The organism is Paenibacillus sp. JT31N17, assembly GCF_056269255.1.
Window position 1 is genome coordinate 475,579 of the sequence record NZ_JBWDNP010000004.1, and the last position, 21,328, is coordinate 496,906.

The window sequence follows — 21,328 nt, forward strand, 5'->3', positions numbered from 1 at the left end:
AGCCGGCGATGCGGATAAAACGTGATCAGCAACAGAGAATTCAGGAGGCGAACCATCGACATGAAAGCAAAGGTTTACGTGACCATCAAGCAAAACGTACTGGATCCGCAAGGAAGCGCCGTTCAAGGCGCGCTTCACTCCATGGGCTTTGAAGAAGTAGCCAAGGTGCGAATCGGCAAGTATTTGGAGTTTGATCTGGATACAACCGATCGCGCTCAGGCGGAAGCCCGTTTGAAGGAAATGTGCGAGAAGCTGCTGGCCAACACGGTAGTCGAAGATTACCGCTTTGAATTGGAGGGATAAACGATGAAGTTTGCGGTACTCGTTTTTCCGGGATCGAACTGCGACATTGACTGCTTCAAGGCGGTTGAGGACACAATCGGCGAGCAGGTTGAATATGTTTGGCACACCGCGACGGATCTGTCCCGCTTCGACGCCATCCTCGTTCCCGGCGGGTTCTCCTATGGCGACTATCTGCGCTGCGGCGCGATCGCGACATTTGCCCCTGTCATGAATGAAGTAAAAAAGGCGGCCGAAGCCGGCAAGTTCGTTCTGGGCATCTGCAACGGATTCCAAATCCTGACGGAAGCGGGCCTCCTTCCCGGAGCGCTGCTTCGCAACACGGGCATGAAATTCCGCTGCCACTCCACGCTGCTGGAAGTGGTGAACAACGAAACCTCATTCACAAATCAATATGCCAAAGGCGAGATAATTGACATTCCGATTGCTCATGGCGAAGGCAACTACTACTGTGATGAAGCGACGCTTGCACAGCTGAAAGCCAATAATCAGATCGTATTCCGCTACAAAGCGGGTGCGAATCCGAACGGCTCCACAGAAGATATTGCCGGGGTCAGCAATGTCCGCGGCAATGTCGTCGGCATGATGCCGCATCCGGAGCGCGCTGTGAACCAGCTGCTGGGATCGGAAGACGGCAAACGGATGTTTACATCGATTTTGAACGCATGGAGGGAACAGCATGGCGCAGCAGTTAACAGCTAAGGAACCGACGGCGGAACAAATCGCGGAGCAGCGGATTTATACGCAATTCGGCGTGACGGACGAGGAATACGGATTGATCTGCGGCTTTCTTGAGCGCAAACCCAACTATACCGAAATTGGCGTATTCAGCGTCATGTGGTCCGAGCACTGCTCCTATAAGAATTCCAAGCCGATTCTGAAGAAGTTCCCGATTACCGGACCGCGCGTCCTTATGGGACCGGGAGAAGGAGCGGGAATCGTCGATATTGGCGACAACCAAGCGGTTGTGTTCAAGATCGAATCGCATAACCATCCTTCTGCGGTTGAGCCTTATCAAGGTGCGGCGACTGGCGTTGGCGGCATTATCCGTGACATTTTCTCCATGGGAGCCCGTCCTGTCGCGCTGCTGAACAGCCTGCGTTTTGGGAAGCTTACGAATCCGCGGGCAAAATATTTGTTCGAGCATGTAGTCAGCGGCATCGCGGGCTACGGAAACTGTATCGGCATTCCGACGGTCGGCGGCGAAGTGGTCTTCGACGAAAGCTATGAAGGCAATCCGCTCGTAAACGCGATGTGCGTGGGCCTGATCGATCATGATAAAATCCAGCGCGGCGTCGCCAAGGGCGTAGGCAATCCGGTATTTTACGTAGGCCCGGCCACCGGCCGCGACGGCATTCACGGCGCCACCTTCGCTTCCGTTGAATTGTCCGAGGAATCCGAGGAGAAACGCACAGCGGTTCAGGTCGGCGATCCGTTCATGGAGAAGCTGGTTATGGAAGCAACGCTGGAACTGATCGACTCTGGCATTGTTCTCGGGATTCAGGACATGGGCGCGGCAGGGCTGACCTGCTCCAGCGCGGAGATGGCATCCAAAGCCGGCAATGGCCTGGAGCTGTATCTCGATGAAGTGCCGCAGCGTGAAACGGGCATGACCCCTTACGAAATGATGCTCTCGGAATCCCAAGAGCGGATGCTGTTCGTCGTCGAGCCGCAGCATGAAGCGCAGGCGAGAGAGATTTTCGAGCGTTGGGGCATTATTTGCGCCAAGGTCGGCAAAGTAACCGATGATGGACGTCTCCGCTTGTTCCATCAAGGGCAGGAAGTTGCAGACATGCCGGTTACGGCACTCGTCGACGAATGTCCGGTGTACAACAAGCCTTCCAAGGAGCCTGCTTATTACGGGGAGAACGCGTCAGTGGACACCACTGCCTATCCGGAAGTGACGGATTTGACGGATGCGCTGAAACAAGTATTGGCATCTCCGACTGTAGCAAGCAAGGAATGGGTATATAATCAATATGACTACATGGTTCGTACGAGCACAGCCGTTCAGCCGGGATCTGATGCAGCCGTTGTCACTATCCGCGGTACCCGCAAAGGGCTTGCGATGACAACAGACTGCAACGGACGTTATGTTTACCTTGATCCTGAGGTTGGCGGGCAGATTGCCGTTGCGGAAGCGGCGCGCAATATCGTGTGCTCCGGTGCCGAACCGCTGGCCATTACCGATAATCTGAATTTCGGCAATCCCGAGAAGCCGGAAGTGTTCTGGCAAATCGAGAAGGCGGCTGACGGGATTTCCGAAGCCTGCCGGATTCTGGATACGCCTGTCATTGGCGGCAACGTCAGCTTGTACAACGAGAATGCCAAAGGCGCGATTTATCCAACCCCGGTTATCGGGATGGTCGGCCTGGTGCATGATATTGATCATATTACGACACAGGGCTTCAAGCATGCGGGCGATGTAGTCGTTTTGCTCGGCGAGACGAAGAATGAGCTCGGCGGCAGCGAGCTGCAGTACGTTCTTCACGGCAAAGCCGAAGGACGTCCGCCGCAGATTGACCTGGCTGTAGAGAAGAAGCTTCAAGCTGCTGTGCTTGGCGCGATTCAGCAGGGACTTGTCGCTTCGGCGCATGACCTCGCTGAGGGCGGTCTTGCCGTGGCGCTGGCGGAATCCTGCATCAGCGGCAAGCTGGGAGCAGAAGTGAACATCACGACGGATCTTCGTGCCGACGCTGCTTTATTCAGTGAAACACAATCGCGTATCCTGCTTTCCGCAAGTGCGGAGCAAGCGGCTAAACTGACGGATTACCTGACGGAGCAAGGCGTACCAAACGCAATTATCGGCGTTGTCCGCGATAGTGGACTGACCCTTAACATCAATGGCAAACCGGGCGTCAGCGCACCGGTTGAGCAACTGGAGAAGGTCTGGAAGGATGCGATTCCATGTCTGATGAAGTAATGCAGCTTTCTAAGCTGTGGGCAGGCTCTCATTACAATGAGGGTATAGGACGGGACGACATTTTTGATAAATTGCGCGAGGAGTGCGGCGTGTTCGGGGCTTTCAATATCCCTCATGCCTCTTCTCTTGGTTATTACGGGCTTCATGCCCTGCAGCACCGTGGCGAAGAAAGTGCCGGCATGTGTTCCGTGGATTCCAGGAACGGCGGGAACTTCAACTACCACCGCGGTATGGGACTGGTCAAGGAAGTATTCAACCAGGAGCGCCTGGATGCACTGCCTGGTGACCGTGTGATCGGGCATGTCCGTTATTCGACATCGGGTGCCAGCAAGCTGGCGAATGCCCAGCCGCTCATCTTCAAGTATCGTGATGGCGATCTCGCTATCGCGACGAACGGCAATATCGTGAATGCCCCTTCGATTCGCGAGGAATTGGAGCGTCAGGGCTCGATCTTCCAGACGACCAGCGATACGGAAGTTATCGCCCATCTGATAGCCCGCTCCAACAAGGATTTTGTATCAGCCGCCAAGGATGCTCTGCAGCGTATTATCGGCGGATTTGCTTTTCTTATTATGACCAACGGCAAGCTGCTGGTCGCATCCGATGCGCATGGACTGCGTCCGCTGGTTATGGGCAAGCTTGGCGAAGGGTATGTGTTTGCTTCCGAGACCTGTGCATTGGAAACCTGCGGAGCCGTATACGAGCGTGACGTACAGCCCGGCGAGCTGATCATCCTGGACAGCGACGGCATTCGTATGGACCGTTTCGAGAAGCTGGAGCGCCGCGCGACCTGCGCGATGGAATATATTTATTTTGCCCGGCCCGATAGCGACATTAATGGGATTAATCTTCACTCGGCCCGCAAACGGATGGGGCAGAAGCTTGCTCTGGAATCCTTTGTCGATGCGGATATCGTCACGGGGGTCCCGGACTCCAGTATTTCCGCTGCGATTGGCTATGCCGAGCAGACGGGTATTCCTTATGAGCTGGGCCTGATCAAGAACAAATACACCGGCCGTACGTTCATACAGCCATCCCAGGAGCTTCGCGAGAAGGGCGTCAAGATGAAGCTGTCTGCGGTCCGCAAGGTGGTGGAGGGCAAGCGTGTGGTCATGATCGATGATTCCATCGTGCGCGGCACCACCTCCCTGCGTATCGTCAACATGCTGCGCGAAGCGGGAGCGACCGAGGTGCATGTGCGGATCACATCGCCTCCGTTCATGAATCCCTGCTACTACGGCATCGATACACCGGACCGGAAAGAGCTGATTGCGTCCCAGAAATCCGTTGAGGAAATCCGGCAGGCGATTAACGCGGATTCCATCACCTTTCTCAGCCATGATGGCTTTATCGAGGCAGTAGGCGGGAATGATGGGGAATACAATCGCGGCATGTGCATGGCCTGCTTCGACAATGATTATCCGACACCGGTTGATCCAAAATCGGAAAAAAGCTGCAGCTGCTAGAAATCCATCCGGTGGACAAGAGCCAGTGAATGGTGCAGCTGTAACATGATTCGTATTTATGTCATTTTATTATAAATGGAATTAACCCTTTGCGGGATTAATTGACTAAGCGTAGGGAGTGACCCTGGTGGCAGAAGCTTACAAAGAAGCCGGCGTTGACATTGCGGCGGGTAACGAAGCGGTTGAACGTATGAAGAAGCATGTGAAAAAAACGTTCCGCCCGGAGGTACTGACCGAGCTTGGCGGCTTCGGAGGTCTGTTCGGACTGAATAAAGACAAGTACGAGGAACCGGTGCTGGTCTCGGGAACCGACGGTGTCGGCACCAAGCTGAAAATCGCCTTTGCCATGGACAAGCACGATACGATCGGTATTGATGCAGTCGCAATGTGCGTCAACGATATTGTCGTTCAAGGCGCAGAGCCCTTGTTCTTCCTGGACTATCTGGCTTGCGGCAAAGTAGAGCCGGAGAAGATCGAAGCGATCATCAAAGGAATCTCCGATGGCTGCTTGCAGTCCGGCTGTGCCCTGATCGGCGGCGAAACCGCGGAGATGCCTGGCATGTACCAGGGCGATGAATATGATATCGCCGGCTTCACGGTAGGGATCGTCGATAAGAAGAATATCATCGACGGGTCGACAATCGCCGCAGGCGATGTGGTGATTGGCCTGGCATCCAGCGGCATTCACAGCAATGGCTTCTCTCTGGTTCGCAGGCTGCTGCTGGAGAAGAGCGGATATTCGCTTGACCAGACACTGCCTGAGCTGGATGGCCAGAAGCTGGGCGATGTTATTTTGGAGCCGACGCGCATCTATGTGAAATCAGCGCTTGAGCTGATCAAACGCGTGAAGGTTAAAGGCATGGCCCATATTACCGGCGGAGGCTTTATCGAGAATATTCCGCGGGTTCTGCCGCAGGGCGTTAATGTGGAAGTGGAATACGGTTCATGGCCGATACAGCCGATTTTCCAGCTGATGCAGGAGAAAGGCAATATCACGAACCGCGATATGTTTACAACGTTCAACATGGGCGTCGGGATGATTGTTGTCGTCCCTGCCGAACAGGCTGAAGAAGCGCTGCAGGCGGCGAATGAGCTGGGCGAGAAGGCTTACCGGATTGGACGTGTTACGGAAGGAAGCCGCATCGTAACCTTCACAGGAGCGGATGTCTAATGGCGGAATTACGCATGGCCGTATTTGCATCGGGGCAGGGGACGAACTTCCAGGCGCTTGCAGATGCGGCCAAACAAGGACGGCTCGAGGGCGCAAGCCTCGAGCTTCTTGTATGTGACAAGCCGCTGGCCCCCGTGGTGGAGCGTGCGCGGCGGGCAGGCATTGATCTGCATTTGTTTCAACCCAAGGAATATTCCTCGCGTGAAGCTTACGAGCAGGAAATACTTGAGGAGCTTCAGCGGCGCGGGATCGAGCTCATTGTGCTTGCCGGCTATATGCGGATTATTACCCCGGTGCTGGTTGAGCCCTATTATGGGCGGATGATTAATGTGCATCCGGCGCTGCTGCCGGCTTTTCCCGGTGTGAACGGGATTCGCCAGGCGCTTGACTACGGGGTGAAGGTGACGGGCGTCACGGTCCACTATGTCGACGGTGGCATGGACAGCGGGCCGATTATTGCACAGCGGGCTGTGGAGGTGCAGGACGGCGATACGGAAGCAACGCTTGCCCCGCGAATTCACGCGGCGGAGCAAGAGCTGCTCCCCTGGGTTGTAGGACGCATTGCAGCGGGCGCAGTCGCCCTTGACGGAAGACATGTTGCAATAAAAGGCATGCATGCAGCAGCAGGAACCGAAGAGAAGCAGAGATAGCGGACCAGGGCAGCAATAACGGTAAATTCAATTCATAGCGATCTCTCCAGGCGAGTGTCCCGGGAGAGAATGGCGGTGGTCGAGCGTGAACTGCTTGGATTTGGACATGCCGCATTATTTCTCTGTGCAGCAGCTTATCACTCATGACTCTCATGACACTGACACTTACGACGCTCATGACACTCATGACGCTCACCAGCCAAAGCGGACTGGAGCTCCCTTTCTTGCTTTAAATATCGTAAAATCCGGCTGCCGACATCCAAACCTTTATTCTGTTTCTATTACCAGCCTTAAGCTTGAACCGGATATATGCTTCGCGCTCACGCAGATGCTGCTCTGGCCAGAATCGCATTCTGCTTGAATGACAATAAAACTTTTGGGAGGGTACCCTTTTGGCTATTCGCAGGGCATTGATCAGTGTATCGGATAAAACGGGCATTGTTGAGTTTTCGCGGGCACTTGCGGGACTTGGCGTACAAATTATTTCAACAGGCGGGACAGCAAGTCTTCTGGAGAAGGAAGGCGTCCCGGTTGTCGGTATTTCCGACGTGACGGGTTTTCCGGAAATTCTCGACGGACGGGTAAAAACGCTTCATCCGGCTGTGCACAGCGGACTGCTTGCCGTTCGCGACGATGAAGAGCATCAGCAGGCGATGAAAAACCTCGGTTTGGATTATATCGATATGGTCGTGGTCAATCTGTATCCATTCGCGGCTACGATTGCCAAACCGGATGTTTCGTATGAGGATGCCATTGAGAATATCGATATCGGCGGCCCGACTATGCTTCGTTCGGCTGCTAAGAATCACGCTTTTGTGACGGTTGTCGTAGATGCCGGCGATTATGCCGGAGTGCTGGAGGAAATACAAGCGGGCGGCGATACAAGCCTTGACACACGCAAACGCCTGGCGGCAAAAGTATTCCGCCACACGGGTGCTTATGATGCGCTGATCGGCGATTACCTCTCCAAGCTGGGCGGCGACCCGCTTCCTGAGCGCTACACGGTCACTTACGAGAAGGTTCAGGATCTCCGCTACGGGGAGAACCCTCATCAGCAGGCTGCTTTCTACCGGAAGCCGTTGGCGGCTGAAGGCAATATCACAACGGCCCGGCAGCTGCACGGCAAGGAGCTGTCCTACAACAACATCAACGATGCCAATGCGGCGCTTGCCATTGTGAAGGAATTCAATGAGCCGGCTGTCGTAGCGGTCAAGCATATGAATCCATGCGGCGTGGGTATCGGAACGGACATCCATGAAGCCTATCAAAAAGCCTATGCGGCCGATCCTACCTCGATCTTCGGCGGCATCGTCGCGGCGAACCGCACAATCGGGCTGGATACCGCGCAGCTGCTCAGCGAGATTTTTCTGGAAATCATTATTGCTCCGGACTTTACGCCCGAGGCGCTGGATATACTGACGAAGAAGAAGAACATTCGCCTCATGAAGCTTGGCGAGCTGCAAGCTGCTGCGGAGCGCAAGCCGGAATGGCTCGTGACCAGCGTAGACGGCGGCATGCTCGTACAGGAGAGCGACGTTCACAGCTTATCGCCGGATGATCTGAAAGTCGTAACCAACCGCAAACCGACCGATGAAGAGCTGAAGCAGCTGCTGTTTGGCTGGAAAGTGGTAAAGCATGTCAAATCCAACGCCATTCTGCTGGCGGCTGACAACATGACCGTCGGTGTCGGCGCAGGCCAGATGAATCGTGTCGGCGCGGCGCGTATTGCCATTGAGCAGGCCGGGGAGAAAGCCAAGGGTGCAGTGCTTGCATCGGATGCTTTTTTCCCGATGGGCGATACAGTCGAATTGGCAGCTCAAGCCGGAATCACGGCCATTATTCAACCAGGCGGTTCGATCAAGGATGAGGAATCCATTGCGGTAGCCAATGCCAACAATATTGCGATGGTGCTGACGGGCGTTCGTCATTTCAAGCATTAAAACTTGGGGATTGGTTATCGTTTTAAACTTTGGGGAGGGTTTCCTTTGCGGATTATGGTCATCGGCGGAGGCGGGCGTGAGCACGCCATCGTCTGGGCGCTGAATAAAAGCGATAAAGTGAAGAAAATCTACTGCGCTCCTGGCAATGCCGGAATTGCGGAGCTTGCGGAGTGCGTGCCGATCGCGGTTAACCGGTTCAACGATCTGATCCAGTTCGCATGCGATAATGAGGTCGATCTGGTCGTTGTTGGACCGGACGATCCGCTTGCAGACGGTATTGTGGACGCATTCGAGGAGCAGAACATTCCCATCTATGGCCCGCGCAGGAATGCCGCGGCTATTGAAGGCAGCAAAATTTTCATGAAGAATCTGCTCAAGAAATACAGCATTCCAACAGCCAAATACGAGACATTCACGGATCATGAATCAGCGCTTGCCTATCTTCGCGGGCAAACGGCACCGATTGTGATCAAGGCGGATGGCCTAGCAGCGGGCAAGGGCGTAACGGTAGCGTATACGATTGCGGAAGCGGAGCAGGCTCTGCACGACATGATGGTCGGCAAAGTGTTCGGCGAATCGGGCGGACGTGTCGTCATCGAGGAGTTTCTTGAAGGACAGGAAATGTCGATTCTGGCTTTTGTGGACGGCGAAACCGTGCGTGCCATGGTGCCGGCCCAGGACCACAAGCCGGTCTTTGATAACGACAAAGGCCCGAACACCGGGGGCATGGGGACGTATACGCCGCTGCCTCATATCGATCCGGCGCTGGTGGAGGATGCCATCGAGAACATTATCAAGCCGACTGCAAGGGCAATGGTCAGTGAAGGCTGCCCGTTCCGTGGCGTATTATTCGCCGGCCTGATGATCACCAAGGACGGCGTGAAAACGATCGAGTTCAACGCGCGTATGGGCGATCCCGAGACACAGGTTGTTCTGCCGCGGCTGGAGACGGATCTGGTGGATATCATTCTGGCTTCGCTTAATGGCCGTCTGGATCAAATCGATATCACCTGGAGCGACGAAGCAGTCGTTTGTGTCATTGCCGCTTCGGAGGGTTATCCGGCTGCTTATCCAAGGGGCCGCGTTATTACAGGCCTGGAAGCTGCCAAAGCGCAGGGAGCGCTTGTATTCCACGCCGGCACCTCCGAACAGGACGGGGAAATTGTGACGAACGGCGGTCGGGTTCTCGGCATCGTGGGACGCGGCAAGGATATTGCCGAAGCGCGTGCCCGCGCTTATGAAGCGGTCTCGACCATCCATTTTGAGGGAATGCACAGCCGCACGGATATCGGGGCTAAAGCGCTGAAGAACTAACAACTAGCACAGGAATTTTTATAAAGCATTCATTCATACGATCAAAGCTATATGAGCTGCCTTGTGAAGATTGATCCATTTACGCCGCTTCCTTAAACAGGAGGCGGCGTTTTTTGTGCTTAGCTGGTTGGTTAACAGGGGAACAAAGAGAAAGGAATTGAAGATGAGGGGGGTGAGACCCCTACTACTGTTATTGAAACTCCTTGGATGCACGTCGGCCATGGATATGGTATTGGCTTAGTAGAAGCGGGTAGAATTCTGCTGCGGCCCGAAAAACTGCCAGCCAAGTCTAATCGGTATCTCTAGTAAGGAAAGTCCTCCTTAGATGTACCCCAGCCACGAATACTGCCTCTGTATGCGGGATTTTCCTCACTAGAGGAAGTGAAGTGGCAATTTTGGCCATGGAATGCGGCTGCAAACCGGAAATTCCTTGTTATAGCGCTGGAAAGCGGGGATAAAGCGCCTGTAAGCTGGAATATCCTACTAGAGTGCTGGAAAGGTGGACATAATGCTGTAACGGGAAATCCTTACTAGAGTGCTGAAAAGGTGGACATAATGCTGTAACGGGAAATCCTTACTAGAGTGCTGAAAAGGTGAATATAATGCTGTAACGGGAAAAACCTTACTAGAGTGCTGAAAAGTTGGATATAATGCTGTAACGGGAAAATCCTTATTAGAGTGCTGAAAAGTGGATTTTCTTACGAGAGTATTGCCAACCTGCGGGTCTGACTCGAGCACCGTGCGCAGCTCCCAGCGCTCGGTGTGGCGTTGCATGACGGTGGTCGAGCCTCGCTGTTCCAATAAAGAGCCTTGATTGCTGAGCCAAGTCGCTCACCAATCAAGGCTCTTCTTCATCCCATCATCAGAATCTCCCGTACATCCTGTTCCGTCAGCGTAGACAGCGCCTCCTGGCCAGGCTGGATCACTTCGTCGATGAGATTTTTCTTCTGCTGCTGCAGCTCATACATCTTGTCCTCTACGGTGCCCTGCGTTACGAGGCGGATGACCTGGACCACATTCTTCTGCCCGATGCGATGGGCACGGTCGGCGGCCTGCTGCTCGACAGCGGGGTTCCACCAGAGATCGTACAGGATCACGGTATCGGCTCCGGTCAGGTTTAACCCGGTGCCTCCTGCTTTCAAGGAGATCAGGAACACATCCCGCTCTCCCTCATTGAAGCGGCTGCACAGCTCGACGCGGTCGGATGCAGGCGTTTGTCCATCCAGATAGAAGAACGGCACCCCCTGGTAACCCAGTTCCCGCCCGATCAGGTCCAGCATTCGGGTGAACTGCGAGAAAATCAGCATCCTTTTTCCGGAGCTGCGGCATTCCTCAATAATGTCGAGCAGCTGCTCGAACTTGGCGGAGCCTCCATCGTAGCCTTCAATGAACAGGGCGGGATGGCAGCACAGCTGGCGAAGCCTTGTCAGGCCGGCCAGAATTCGCATCCGGTTCCTCTGGAAGCTGTCCTCGCTCAGATGCTTCAAGGTTTCCTGCTGCAGCTCGGCCAGATAGGCCGCATACAGCTTCTTCTGTTCGGGCAGCAGCCCGGAAGCCTGAACCGACTCAATTTTGTCCGGCAGCTCCTTCAGCACATCCGTCTTCAACCGGCGCAGTATAAATGGCCTGACCCGCCTGGCAACCGCCTGCCGCGATAAGTCGTGGAATGCCCGCACACTTTGGAACAGCTCGGGAAACACCACATCGAAGATCGACCACAGCTCCTCCAGGGTATTCTCCACAGGGGTTCCGGTCAGCGCAAACCGGTACCGGGCTTGCAGGGCCTTCACCGCCTGCGCGGTTTGGGTGGCGTGGTTCTTGAAGGTCTGCGCCTCATCCAGAATAAGCGTATGGAAGGGCAGCTTGATATACGTGTCAATATCCTGACGAAGGAGCGGGTAGGAGGTGATGAAAACATCTACCCGGGAATCATTTTTCAGAGCGGCAATCCGTTCGGTTCTGCTTCCGTCAGCAATCATGCAGCGGATCCCGGGAGCGAATTTCTTTAGCTCGTTCTGCCAATTATAGATCAGAGAGGCAGGGGATACGATGATCGCAGGCAGCTTCTGGCTGCGAATCTCAGGCAGAACGGAAACGAGAAAAGCGATGCTCTGCAGCGTCTTGCCCAGCCCCATGTCATCGGCCAGAATGCCGCCGAAATGATAATGGGCCAGCGTTTTCATCCATTGATAGCCATATATCTGATAATCCCGGAGCACAGGCTCCAGGCTTTCCGGCACAGGAAAATCCAGATTATCGGGATTCCGCATGTTCTCCAGCAGCTTGCGGAAGGATTTGCCCAGCTTGACGGCTTGTCCATTTGCTTCGGCATCCATCATATGCAAGCCGCGGACAACCGGAAGACGAAACTGATTTCCCTTCAGATCCTCCCTGATGAGTCCGGTTTCGTTGATGAAGCGCCTGATCTCCTCGTATTCCGCACTCTCGAGGGGAAGCAGCGCTCCGCTTGGCAGCCGGTAATATTTGCGCTTCTCTTCGATGGCCTGAACCAGATTGCGGATGTCCGCTTCCGGAATTCCATCCATGTCGAAGGTAAACTCCAGCCAATCCGTCCGTTCATCCAGCTCGACCCTGATCTTCGGAGGGACATGTCCGGTGTGAAGCCTGGTCTTCACCGCTGTGGTCGCATAGACCTGCAGCAGCTTCTCCAGCAGCGGTATGACATGATAAAGGAATTCATATTCAGCTTCTTCATCATCCATAAAATAACCGGCTTCCGTCCGGGTGAACGCGCTTTGCTCCATCAGCGACAGAATTTGTCCCTCCAGCTCTCCGTCCCGCATAAGAATGCGGCCTTCGCCGCGCTTCTCTCCGGTTCCCTCCAAGGCGTTGATCACAATATCCCCATATTGAAATTCCAGTCCGGCAAGCAGGCGGTTCTTCACCCGGTCCAGATACAGCCTTGCCTTGAGCGGGGTCTGCACAATACGCTCCGATACCGCTTGTGAGATGTGAACAGCGCCCAGCTTCATCAATCCGGGAATGACCTTCTCCATAAAAGGCTCCATCTGCTCCTGTAATATCTGCACATGCGGCTTCCCGGAGGTGCTGAGCATCTGCTTCAGATCGGACAGTCGTTTGCATTGATCGGCTGGGAGCCTCAGCATTCTGCCTTCCGAGAGCACAAGACCATATGATTCCATGACGATCAATGGATCCAGCCCCTGGATATCCAGCTGAAAGCCGCCACCCTCCCCCTCATTGAACCCGAATTCAAGGGGAAGCGCCTCATTGGATATGCCAACGCCGTCTACGATCTGCCCGTCCTGCTGAACCCGCACAGATGGAGCTGCTGCCAGCAATGGATGCATGGTTTCCCAGGAGACAGGAGGGATGAGCAGGGTGCGGTCGCCGCCTGTGGGGTTGACACGGGCGGAGTAGGCGCCGGATGATTCCCGATACAGCCTTTCATGATTCAAAATATGGATCAGCTGCCCAAGGACGGCATCATGCTCAGGCTGGAAGCAGTGAAGCTGCGGATCATAGGTAAAATGCCGGGAGAACCTATACGGTTCCTTCCGGTCAACGCGATCCAGGAAATCTCTTATGTCTGGCACGATATACAGCCGTTTGGGACCGACCTTCAGCTCCAGGCCCAGCATATGCTTGCCATAGCCGTAAGCGGAGGGCTTGCAGATAAACTCGGCTTCGAGAACGGTGCGGTTATTGAAAAGAGGTCTTGAAGTACGGACAGGCCGCAGCGTCCTGTCCCCGAACAGCCCCAGCATGCCGTTTACAAGCTTGGCATCTGCTGCGGAACGGGAGGCCGAACCGTCATACCGCTGGACAAGATGACCGGATTCGCGGGGGAAGGCATCTGCGGGCTGCAAAGCCGCTGACGACTGCGCAGATATGCGGCCATCCTGCTGCAGATCATGGAGATGGAGCAGAACGGCTGCGATATGCTTGCAGTATTTGTCATAGGAAGGCAGAGCAGGGCAGCTGCAGGTCGCATGCACATCGCCGCCGCCATCGATCTGGACGCTGACCTGGCAGCTGCCATTGTCCTTGACGATGGCCTCATAGACAGGAATTCCGGGATCGAAATCCTGAAGCATAACTTTGCCGGAACGGTAATAGGCTTTTCCTCTATCGTAAGAGATCTGGCCGCACAACAATTTTATGACCCTGTGGGTCAGCGAAATGCTCATGGCCTTCTGATCCTTTCTTCTGTGTGAACTGTGATTGGTTATCATGGGCGTACAGCCTTTATGATACCAGATTTCGCATATCTGTGCGGGGAGGAACGCCCGCAGGGTGATCAGGACAGGATAGACCTCCTCATGGAAGAGAATACTTCCTAATAAAAATCTTATTTTGGACAGAACTGCATGAATCTCTCCCTTTTTTAATTGGATATAGAGCGCTATGATGAAGGGATGTGGATGGACAAGCAGCAGACGCGGAAGGGGGGCGCCAATGGGACTCAGAAGAGGATATCGCAACTACGTCAGCAATAATTTGTTCGTGAAAATGATCCTGATCTTCTCCGCAATAGCGGTTCTTACTATCATGACGCTCTCTTATTTTACGTTCTATTTTATCTCCCGCTCGATTGTGCAAAGCGAGCTTACGAATCAGAAGAACGCGATGGAACGGGTCGACCGTTATATCGCGGCCAAGCATGATTCGGTTCAGCTGATGGTTCAGAATATTTACAGGGATCAGCAGCTTTCAGATAATATGACCTACCTGCTCAAGCATTCCTTTCAGGAGTACGTGAACCGCCGCCTGGATCAGTTTATGGGCAGTCAGAACAGCTCGACCGACGGCATTGCCTACTTGAAGAATATGATTGAGGACGACCAGGATATGGAAAATTTATTGCTGTACAGCACGGAGAAGCAGTTTCTCTATGTACAAAGCCAGCGCAATACGTCCCGGCTGATCACAACGAATCCGTCGAGGTCCTTCATCCCCGATGCGATGGCGCTCCAGAACGGGAACATCTCGGTGCCCAATGAATGGGTGCGCAAAACCATCAATCAACCGGACACGAGGCTGTATTCGGTTCAGAGCTCCATTAACGATCTCGGCACATTGAAGGCGGTCGGGCAATTAATCGTGTATTTCAATTCCGACAGCATCCTGCAATCGATCTCGGGCTACGAGAAGGATTTTCACGGTTATATTCTCGTTCTGGCATCGGAGGGCGGCGTTATTTTCGACTCGTCGGGCAGCTATTACGGGACCACCTATCCTTATGCGGACAAGCTCAATTCGCTGAATATCTCAGGCGAGCTGGAGCAGGATTCTTATATCTCCACGCTGACGCCAAACAATCTGGGTTATGTTGTGGTAGGCGTGGCTCCCAAGCAGGAGGTGGCGGAGTCCTACCGGACGCTCCGCAATCTGATTCTGTTTGTCAGCGCGGCGTGCATCCTCGTTGCGGTCATCGTTCCTTCGCTCGTGGTGATCAACTTTGCCAAGCGCACGAACCGGATCATCCGGTCCATGCGCAAGGTTGAAACCGGCGATACGTCGGTGCGCATCCAGGACACCAAAGAGGACGAGCTTGGACAGATCTCGCGCAGCTTCGATCAGATGCTGGAGGAGCTGACGCGTCATATCGACCGTGTCTATAAAGCGGAAATCAAGCAGAAGCATACGGAGCTTACGGCGATGCAGGCCCGCATCAATCCTCATTTTCTCTACAATACGCTGGAGGTCATCCGGATGAGGGCCATCTCGCAGGGCGTGACGGATGTGAGCGAAATGATTTACAGCCTGGCTGTGCTGTTCAAGAGCTTCGTACAGCAGCAGACCGTGGTCACGCTTCAGGAGGAGATGGAGAACTGCCGCCGTTATCTGGAGCTGTTCCGCATCCGCTACAAGGACAAGTTCAGCTACACGATTGCGTATGAACCGGAGCTTGGCAGCCGGAAAATGATCAAAATGTCGCTGCAGCCCATAGTCGAGAATTATATTGTCCACGGCATCCGCGCAGATGATACGGATAATGTGCTGGCTGTGCGCGCAGAGGAGCGGGAAGGCATTATCCATATTGAAATTACGGATAACGGGACGGGCATTGCGCCGGACAAGCTGGAGCGCATCCGCAGCTCGTTCCTGCTCCCGGAGGACGACGAAACAAGCGGATCGCTGGGGCTTAGAAGCGTATACGAGAGGTTGAAGCTGGTGTATGCGGACGAATGCGGGGTTGAGCTTGCAAGCACGCCCGGCAAGGGTACAACGGTGAAAATCTGGTTTCCAAACACATCAGAGGGGGAAAGCTGATATGTATAAGGCATTTCTGGTTGATGACGAGCCGTTTATTCTGGATGGTTTGTACGATGCGGTGGACTGGTCCTCGTATGGCCTCGAGCTCACCGGCCGGGCAGAGAACGGGAAGCAGGCGCTGGAGCGGATGAAGGAGGTTCCGGTGGATATTCTGATCACCGATATCACCATGCCGGTAATGAACGGCCTTGAGCTGATTTCCGCCGCGCGGCAGCTGTATCCGGAGCTTCGGATCATTATCCTGAGCGGCTATAACGAGTTTGATTATTTAAAGCAGGGCATGAGGCTGGGCATTGAGAATTATCTGCTTAAGCCCATTAATTTTACCGAGTTGACGGAGACCCTGCAGAACACGGTGGAGAAATTGAACGCCTCTGCCTCGCAGTCTCTGATTCCCGCTTTCACCGATGATGAGATCGGTATTCTGAGGGATAATATTCTATACCGCTGGATGACCGGACAAATTGCGCCAGCCGAGCTTGCGGAGCGGGCGAGACTTCTCGGCATCGTCTTTGAATGGCCTTATCTGCTGGCGTCGATCGTCAGACCCGACGATGAGGATGAGCAGATGGTGCTTGAGCTGAGGCGCGAGATCAAGCAGCGGGTGGCTGCGGACCGCGCCACCGTTTGTTTTACCAATCTGGAAGGGGATATTGTCATTGTTTTTATGGGCGACAGCCCGGAGGCCTGCAAGCTTGCGGCCCTTGACCTTCTGACCAGGCTGCGCGATGAGCTGGGTGAATCCTACCGGTCGCGGATTTCGCTCGGCACCGTGAAGCGCATGGGGGAGGAGCAGCGGCAGAGCTACGAGCAGGCGCGGCGGGCGCAGGAATATTTTCTGATGCTTGGCCGGACGGACATCGCTGAATATGAAACGCTTATTCCGGACCGCGATGCGCAGCTGACGCAAATTCCCGTCGATTGGTCCGATCTCGGCAAGCTGATGGTGGCCAAGGACAAGGAGAATCTGTTTACCCGGATCGAGGAGGAGTTCCAGCAGGCGCAGAAGCAGGAGGGCGTTACTCCCGCGCTGCTGCGCAGTCTGGCCATCGAGATGATGCTGCGGCTGAAGATGGAGCTGAACGATTTGAAATCGGCGCAGGCTATGGTCAGCGGGCTTTATAAGGATGTGTTCGGGAAAGCGGCCCTTGCTTCTGACGTGGCGGAGCTGGTCTCGCTCGTACAGGAAGCGGCAGGGATGATGATCGATATTTTGGGACAGGATGACAGAAGTCCGATTGTCAAACAGGTCCTGAACCATATTCATGAGTTTTATATGGAGGAAATGTCCCTGAAATCGCTGGGGCGCAAGTATAACATTCATCCGGGCTACCTGGGCAAGCTGTTCAATAAGGAAACCAACGAAACCTTCACGGATTATATCAATAAATACCGGGTCCAGAAAGCGAAGGAAATGCTCAAGGAAACCAATCTGAAGGTGCATGAAATCGCCCGCGGCGTCGGTTATTGGGAAACGGGTTATTTTCACAAGCAGTTCAAGAAATATGTGGGAATCTCGCCGACGGATTATAAAGGGCTTATTTGACGGCCTTTCAGTTGAAGGAAGATGATCCTGCACCGGTCGCAAACGACGGTGAAGGATCATTCTTTCTTAAGAGAAGAAAGTCCTTCTTTGTTTATTTTGAACACGATATGTCTAGTTTAAGCTCTATTTGTAACGGTTTTCATCAGTTAATGTAAAGAAGAGCCTAAGAGGCATGAAAGAAGCAATCATTAAACGGGAGGGTTAACAAAAATGACAAGAACAAAAAAAAGCGTTGGTCTTGCGCTTGCGCTGATGCTGGTTGTTGCTATGGTCCTGAGCGGCTGCGGCAGCAAGAACAATAACGGCAATACAGCAGCAAATAACGGCGGCAGCACGAACAACAGCACAGCCGGAAATAGCGGCGGCAGCACAGAAGAACCGGTAAATCTGGTCTGGTACACGATCGGTGCTCCGCAAAAGGATATGGACAAGGTTATGGCTGAGGTCAGCAAATATACAGCTGAGAAAATCGGCGTTACCGTAACGATGAAAATGATCGATTTTGGCGACTATGACCAGAAGATGAAGGTTCTTACCGCATCAGGTTCGCCAATGGACATCCTTTTCTCCAGCTCGTGGGCCTTTGATTATGTGCAGAATGCCCGTAAAGGCGCCTTCGCGCCGATAGACGAGCTGCTGACACAATACGGTCAAGGCATAGTGGATGAGCTTGATCCGGCATTCCTGGAGGGCTCCAAAATCGATGGCCATAACTACGGCGTTCCGGCCAACAAAGAGCTTCCTACCCAAGAAGTATGGCGTTTCAACAAAAACCTGGTCGACAAATACAGCCTGGACATTTCAAACGTGAATACGCTTGAAAGCCTGGAGCCGCTGCTCAAAACTATCAAGGAAAAAGAGCCGCAGGTTGCGCCGTTCGCGGTCAACAAGGATCATGTTCCGGTTGTACCTTATGACTATATTATCCAAAACCTGCCGATGGCGGTAAAACTGGATACGACGGATTTCAAAATCGTCGATGTGCTTGAAACACCTGAAATGAAGCAAGCGCTGGAAACGATGCACAAATACTATACAGCCGGATACATCTCTCCGGAAGCGGCAACAATCAGCTCGACAGATGACCTGACGAAATCAGGCAAATGGTTCCTGGACCGCGCGTCTTCCCAGCCTTTTGCCGATATTCTCTGGTCGCAAAGCTACGGCTATCCGGTTGTTTCCAAACCGGCTAACGATTCCGTTATTTACAACTGGTCGGTAATGGGTTCCATGCAAGCAATCTCGGCGAACTCCAAACACCCGGACAAAGCGATGCAGTTCCTGAACCTGCTTAACACCGATCCTGTACTGCGCAATATGGTGGATTCCGGTATCGAAGGCGTGCATTACAAAAAAATCGATGATACGCACATGGAAAACCTGCCTGACGCCAAAAACTACGATATGCCTACCTTTGCACTGGGCAATATCATGCTCACTTACCTGAGCGCCGCAGATCCTGCTGACAAATGGGAGCAATTCAAAGCCTATAACGATGCCGGCAAAGCTGCTCCGACGCTCGGCTTCAACTTCGACAGCTCCAAAGTGGTCAATGAACTGGCTGCCATTCAGAACGTGAAAGGCGAATTCTGGCCGGCACTGATGACCGGAACCGCTGATCCGGATAAATACCTGCCGCAGGCGATCGAGAAATTCAAAGCGGCCGGACTGGACAAAATCATTGCTGAGGCCCAGTCCCAACTGGACGCATGGAGAGCAACGCAAAAATAAAGCTTTACGAATCAGGAGGGGGCGGATGCATGCGTCCGCCCCTCCTTTTGTTACCGGATAAGGAGGGATAGAATGAGCACGCTTGGGAGAGTTCTTAAGGATATTGCCAAAAATAGAGCGATGCTGTTCATGGTGCTTCCGGGCACGGTATGGTTTTTCTTTTTCTCCTACTTGCCCATGGCCGGCACCATTATCGCATTCAAGGAATACCGCTTTACACAGGAAGGTTTTCTGGCCAGCATCCTGCAGAGCAAGTGGGTAGGTCTCGATAACTTCAAATTTCTGTTCAGCACCGAGGATGCTTACGTCATAACGCGCAATACCGTGCTTTATAATGTAGCCTTTATTATTCTGGGCCTGATATTCTCAGTGGGTCTGGCCATCATTTTGGTGGAAATTGTCAATAAACGCTTGTCCAAAATTTATCAAACGGCTATTTTCATGCCTTATTTTCTGTCCTGGGTTATTGTCGGCTACTTCGTGTTCAGCTTTCTGAGCGCGGACAAAGGGCTCCTGAACCAGATTCTGGGCTACTTTGGCATGAATCCGATCAATTGGTATGCGGAACCTCACAAATGGCCTTACCTGCTTGTTATTATCAACTTGTGGAAAACCATCGGCTACAGCAGCGTTGTTTATTTGGCAGCCATCATCGGGATCGACAAATCCCTGTATGAAGCGGCCATGATCGACGGTGCAAGCAAATGGAATCAGATCCGGCATATTACGATTCCGATGCTTACGCCGCTTATGACCATCTTGACCCTGCTTGCAATCGGACGCATCTTCTATGCGGACTTTGGTCTGTTCTACCAGGTTACGCGCGATTCAGGCATGCTTTATTCAACGACGAATGTTATCGATACCTATGTGTATCGTGGACTTAAAACGACCGGCGAGATCGGCATGAGCACGGCGGCTGGCTTGTACCAATCGGCAATCGGCTTCATCCTGGTGATCTCATCCAACTGGATCGTACGCAAATTCAACAAAGACAACGCCTTATTCTAATCAGAAAGGAGAAGCGGTCATGTCGAAGACTCGAAGCAAGTCCCGCGATTTCCAGCGGTTGTCTCCCCCGGCCAATGTGGTGTTCAACATTATCGCCGCGTTGTTCGCTTTTGCCTGTGTATTTCCTTTTGTTTTCGTGCTGATTATTTCATTTACGGATGAGCTTACGCTGGCCAGCAACGGCTATGCGATTATTCCGGACGTGTGGAGCCTGGATGCTTACCGGTATATATTCAGAACAGGCGATTCCCTGCTCCATTCATACGGCGTCACGATCTTCATCACCGTCGTGGGAACGCTGATCAGCCTGATTTTTATCACCCTGTATGCTTACGCGATTTCCCGCAAAAGCTTCAAGTACCGCCATTTCTTCAGCTTCCTGGCTTTCTTCACGATGCTGTTTAACGGCGGACTTGTCCCGACTTATATCGTCGTAACGCAGCTGTTGCATCTGGGCGACAATATCTGGGCGCTTATTCTGCCGATGGCGGTTAATGCGTTCTACATTATGATTATGCGCACCTTCTTCAGTACGATGGTGCCGGACGCGATCATTGAATCGGGCCGGATCGATGGAGCAGGGGAGCTGCAGACGTTCATCCGTCTGGTTCTGCCGCTCTCTCTGCCGGGTCTTGCGACCATCGGCCTGTTCAGCACGCTGGGCTATTGGAATGACTGGTTCAACGCCCTGCTCTATATCGAAAATCCGGACCTCGTTCCGCTGCAGTCGATGCTGATGCGGATTGAAACCACCATGCAGTTCATTACGCAAAATTCCAATAACTTCAATGCAGGCATGCTTCAGGATATGCCGCAGGAAACCTCGCGTATGGCGATGGTGGTCCTGGCAACAGGGCCGATCATTCTGGCTTATCCGTTCTTCCAGCGGTATTTTGTGCAGGGCCTGACGATTGGCGCGGTAAAAGAATAAATGTAAAGGTTGTTCAAAACGTCCGACTTCGATCGCGAAGATTACCAGGAAGCGGATCTTCTCGGTGCTAAAAGTCGAACGTTT

At 53.4% G+C, this 21,328-nt stretch carries 14 protein-coding genes; 13 read left to right on the forward strand and 1 reads right to left on the reverse strand.

Translation table 11 applies throughout. The annotated features are described in order from the left end of the window. Positions 1-60: 60 nt before the first annotated feature. The 8 genes from purS (at position 61) to purD (ending at position 9,764) form a co-directional block, all read left to right on the forward strand. Entirely contained in the window at positions 61-303 is a 243-nt protein-coding gene (purS, locus tag AC0YOB_RS17710; protein WP_210042497.1) for a phosphoribosylformylglycinamidine synthase subunit PurS, read from the forward strand. A gap of 3 nt (positions 304-306) precedes the next feature. Continuing rightward, entirely contained in the window at positions 307-1,002 is a 696-nt protein-coding gene (gene purQ / locus AC0YOB_RS17715) for a phosphoribosylformylglycinamidine synthase subunit PurQ (RefSeq protein ID WP_475793904.1), read from the forward strand. Further along, complete coding sequence (purL, locus tag AC0YOB_RS17720; RefSeq protein WP_475793905.1) at positions 980-3,223, forward strand: phosphoribosylformylglycinamidine synthase subunit PurL; 2,244 nt, start codon at positions 980-982, stop codon at positions 3,221-3,223. Before purQ ends, purL begins: the two co-directional genes overlap by 23 nt. Continuing rightward, positions 3,208-4,689, forward strand: coding sequence for an amidophosphoribosyltransferase (purF, locus tag AC0YOB_RS17725; RefSeq protein ID WP_475793906.1), 1,482 nt, complete (start codon positions 3,208-3,210; stop codon positions 4,687-4,689). Before purL ends, purF begins: the two co-directional genes overlap by 16 nt. A gap of 127 nt (positions 4,690-4,816) precedes the next feature. Beyond that, on the forward strand, positions 4,817-5,860 hold the full coding sequence (gene purM / locus AC0YOB_RS17730; RefSeq protein ID WP_475793907.1) for a phosphoribosylformylglycinamidine cyclo-ligase: 1,044 nt from the start codon (positions 4,817-4,819) through the stop codon (positions 5,858-5,860). After that, a complete protein-coding gene (gene purN, locus AC0YOB_RS17735; protein ID WP_475793908.1) occupies positions 5,860-6,510 on the forward strand; it encodes a phosphoribosylglycinamide formyltransferase in 651 nt (216 codons plus the stop codon). Before purM ends, purN begins: the two co-directional genes overlap by 1 nt. A 392-nt stretch (positions 6,511-6,902) precedes the next feature. Then, positions 6,903-8,450, forward strand: a complete 1,548-nt coding sequence (gene purH, locus AC0YOB_RS17740; RefSeq protein ID WP_475793909.1) for a bifunctional phosphoribosylaminoimidazolecarboxamide formyltransferase/IMP cyclohydrolase — start codon at positions 6,903-6,905, stop codon at positions 8,448-8,450. A gap of 45 nt (positions 8,451-8,495) precedes the next feature. Next, positions 8,496-9,764: a phosphoribosylamine--glycine ligase gene (gene purD, locus AC0YOB_RS17745; protein WP_475793910.1), complete on the forward strand. Its 1,269-nt coding sequence runs from the start codon at positions 8,496-8,498 to the stop codon at positions 9,762-9,764. Between the two features lie 851 nt (positions 9,765-10,615). Here the strand turns inward: purD and AC0YOB_RS17750 are convergent. Beyond that, positions 10,616-13,936: a DEAD/DEAH box helicase gene (locus tag AC0YOB_RS17750; RefSeq protein WP_475793911.1), complete on the reverse strand. Its 3,321-nt coding sequence runs from the start codon at positions 13,934-13,936 to the stop codon at positions 10,616-10,618. 268 nt (positions 13,937-14,204) lie between these two features. Between AC0YOB_RS17750 and AC0YOB_RS17755 the strand changes: the two genes are divergently transcribed. The 5 genes from AC0YOB_RS17755 to AC0YOB_RS17775 all read left to right on the forward strand — a co-directional run bounded on the left by AC0YOB_RS17755 (position 14,205) and on the right by AC0YOB_RS17775 (position 21,244). Next, positions 14,205-16,022, forward strand: coding sequence for a sensor histidine kinase (locus AC0YOB_RS17755; protein ID WP_475793912.1), 1,818 nt, complete (start codon positions 14,205-14,207; stop codon positions 16,020-16,022). Between the two features lies 1 nt (position 16,023). After that, the gene (locus AC0YOB_RS17760; protein ID WP_210042430.1) at positions 16,024-17,571 is read left to right on the forward strand and encodes a response regulator; all 1,548 of its coding nucleotides are present in this window, start codon (positions 16,024-16,026) and stop codon (positions 17,569-17,571) included. A 210-nt stretch (positions 17,572-17,781) separates the two neighbouring features. After that, positions 17,782-19,302: an ABC transporter substrate-binding protein gene (locus AC0YOB_RS17765; protein WP_475793913.1), complete on the forward strand. Its 1,521-nt coding sequence runs from the start codon at positions 17,782-17,784 to the stop codon at positions 19,300-19,302. A 72-nt stretch (positions 19,303-19,374) separates the two neighbouring features. After that, entirely contained in the window at positions 19,375-20,313 is a 939-nt protein-coding gene (locus AC0YOB_RS17770; RefSeq protein ID WP_475769877.1) for an ABC transporter permease, read from the forward strand. A gap of 19 nt (positions 20,314-20,332) precedes the next feature. After that, positions 20,333-21,244 (forward strand): carbohydrate ABC transporter permease, encoded by a 912-nt coding sequence (locus AC0YOB_RS17775; RefSeq protein WP_475769878.1) that lies wholly within the window; start codon positions 20,333-20,335, stop codon positions 21,242-21,244. Positions 21,245-21,328 lie beyond the last annotated feature (84 nt).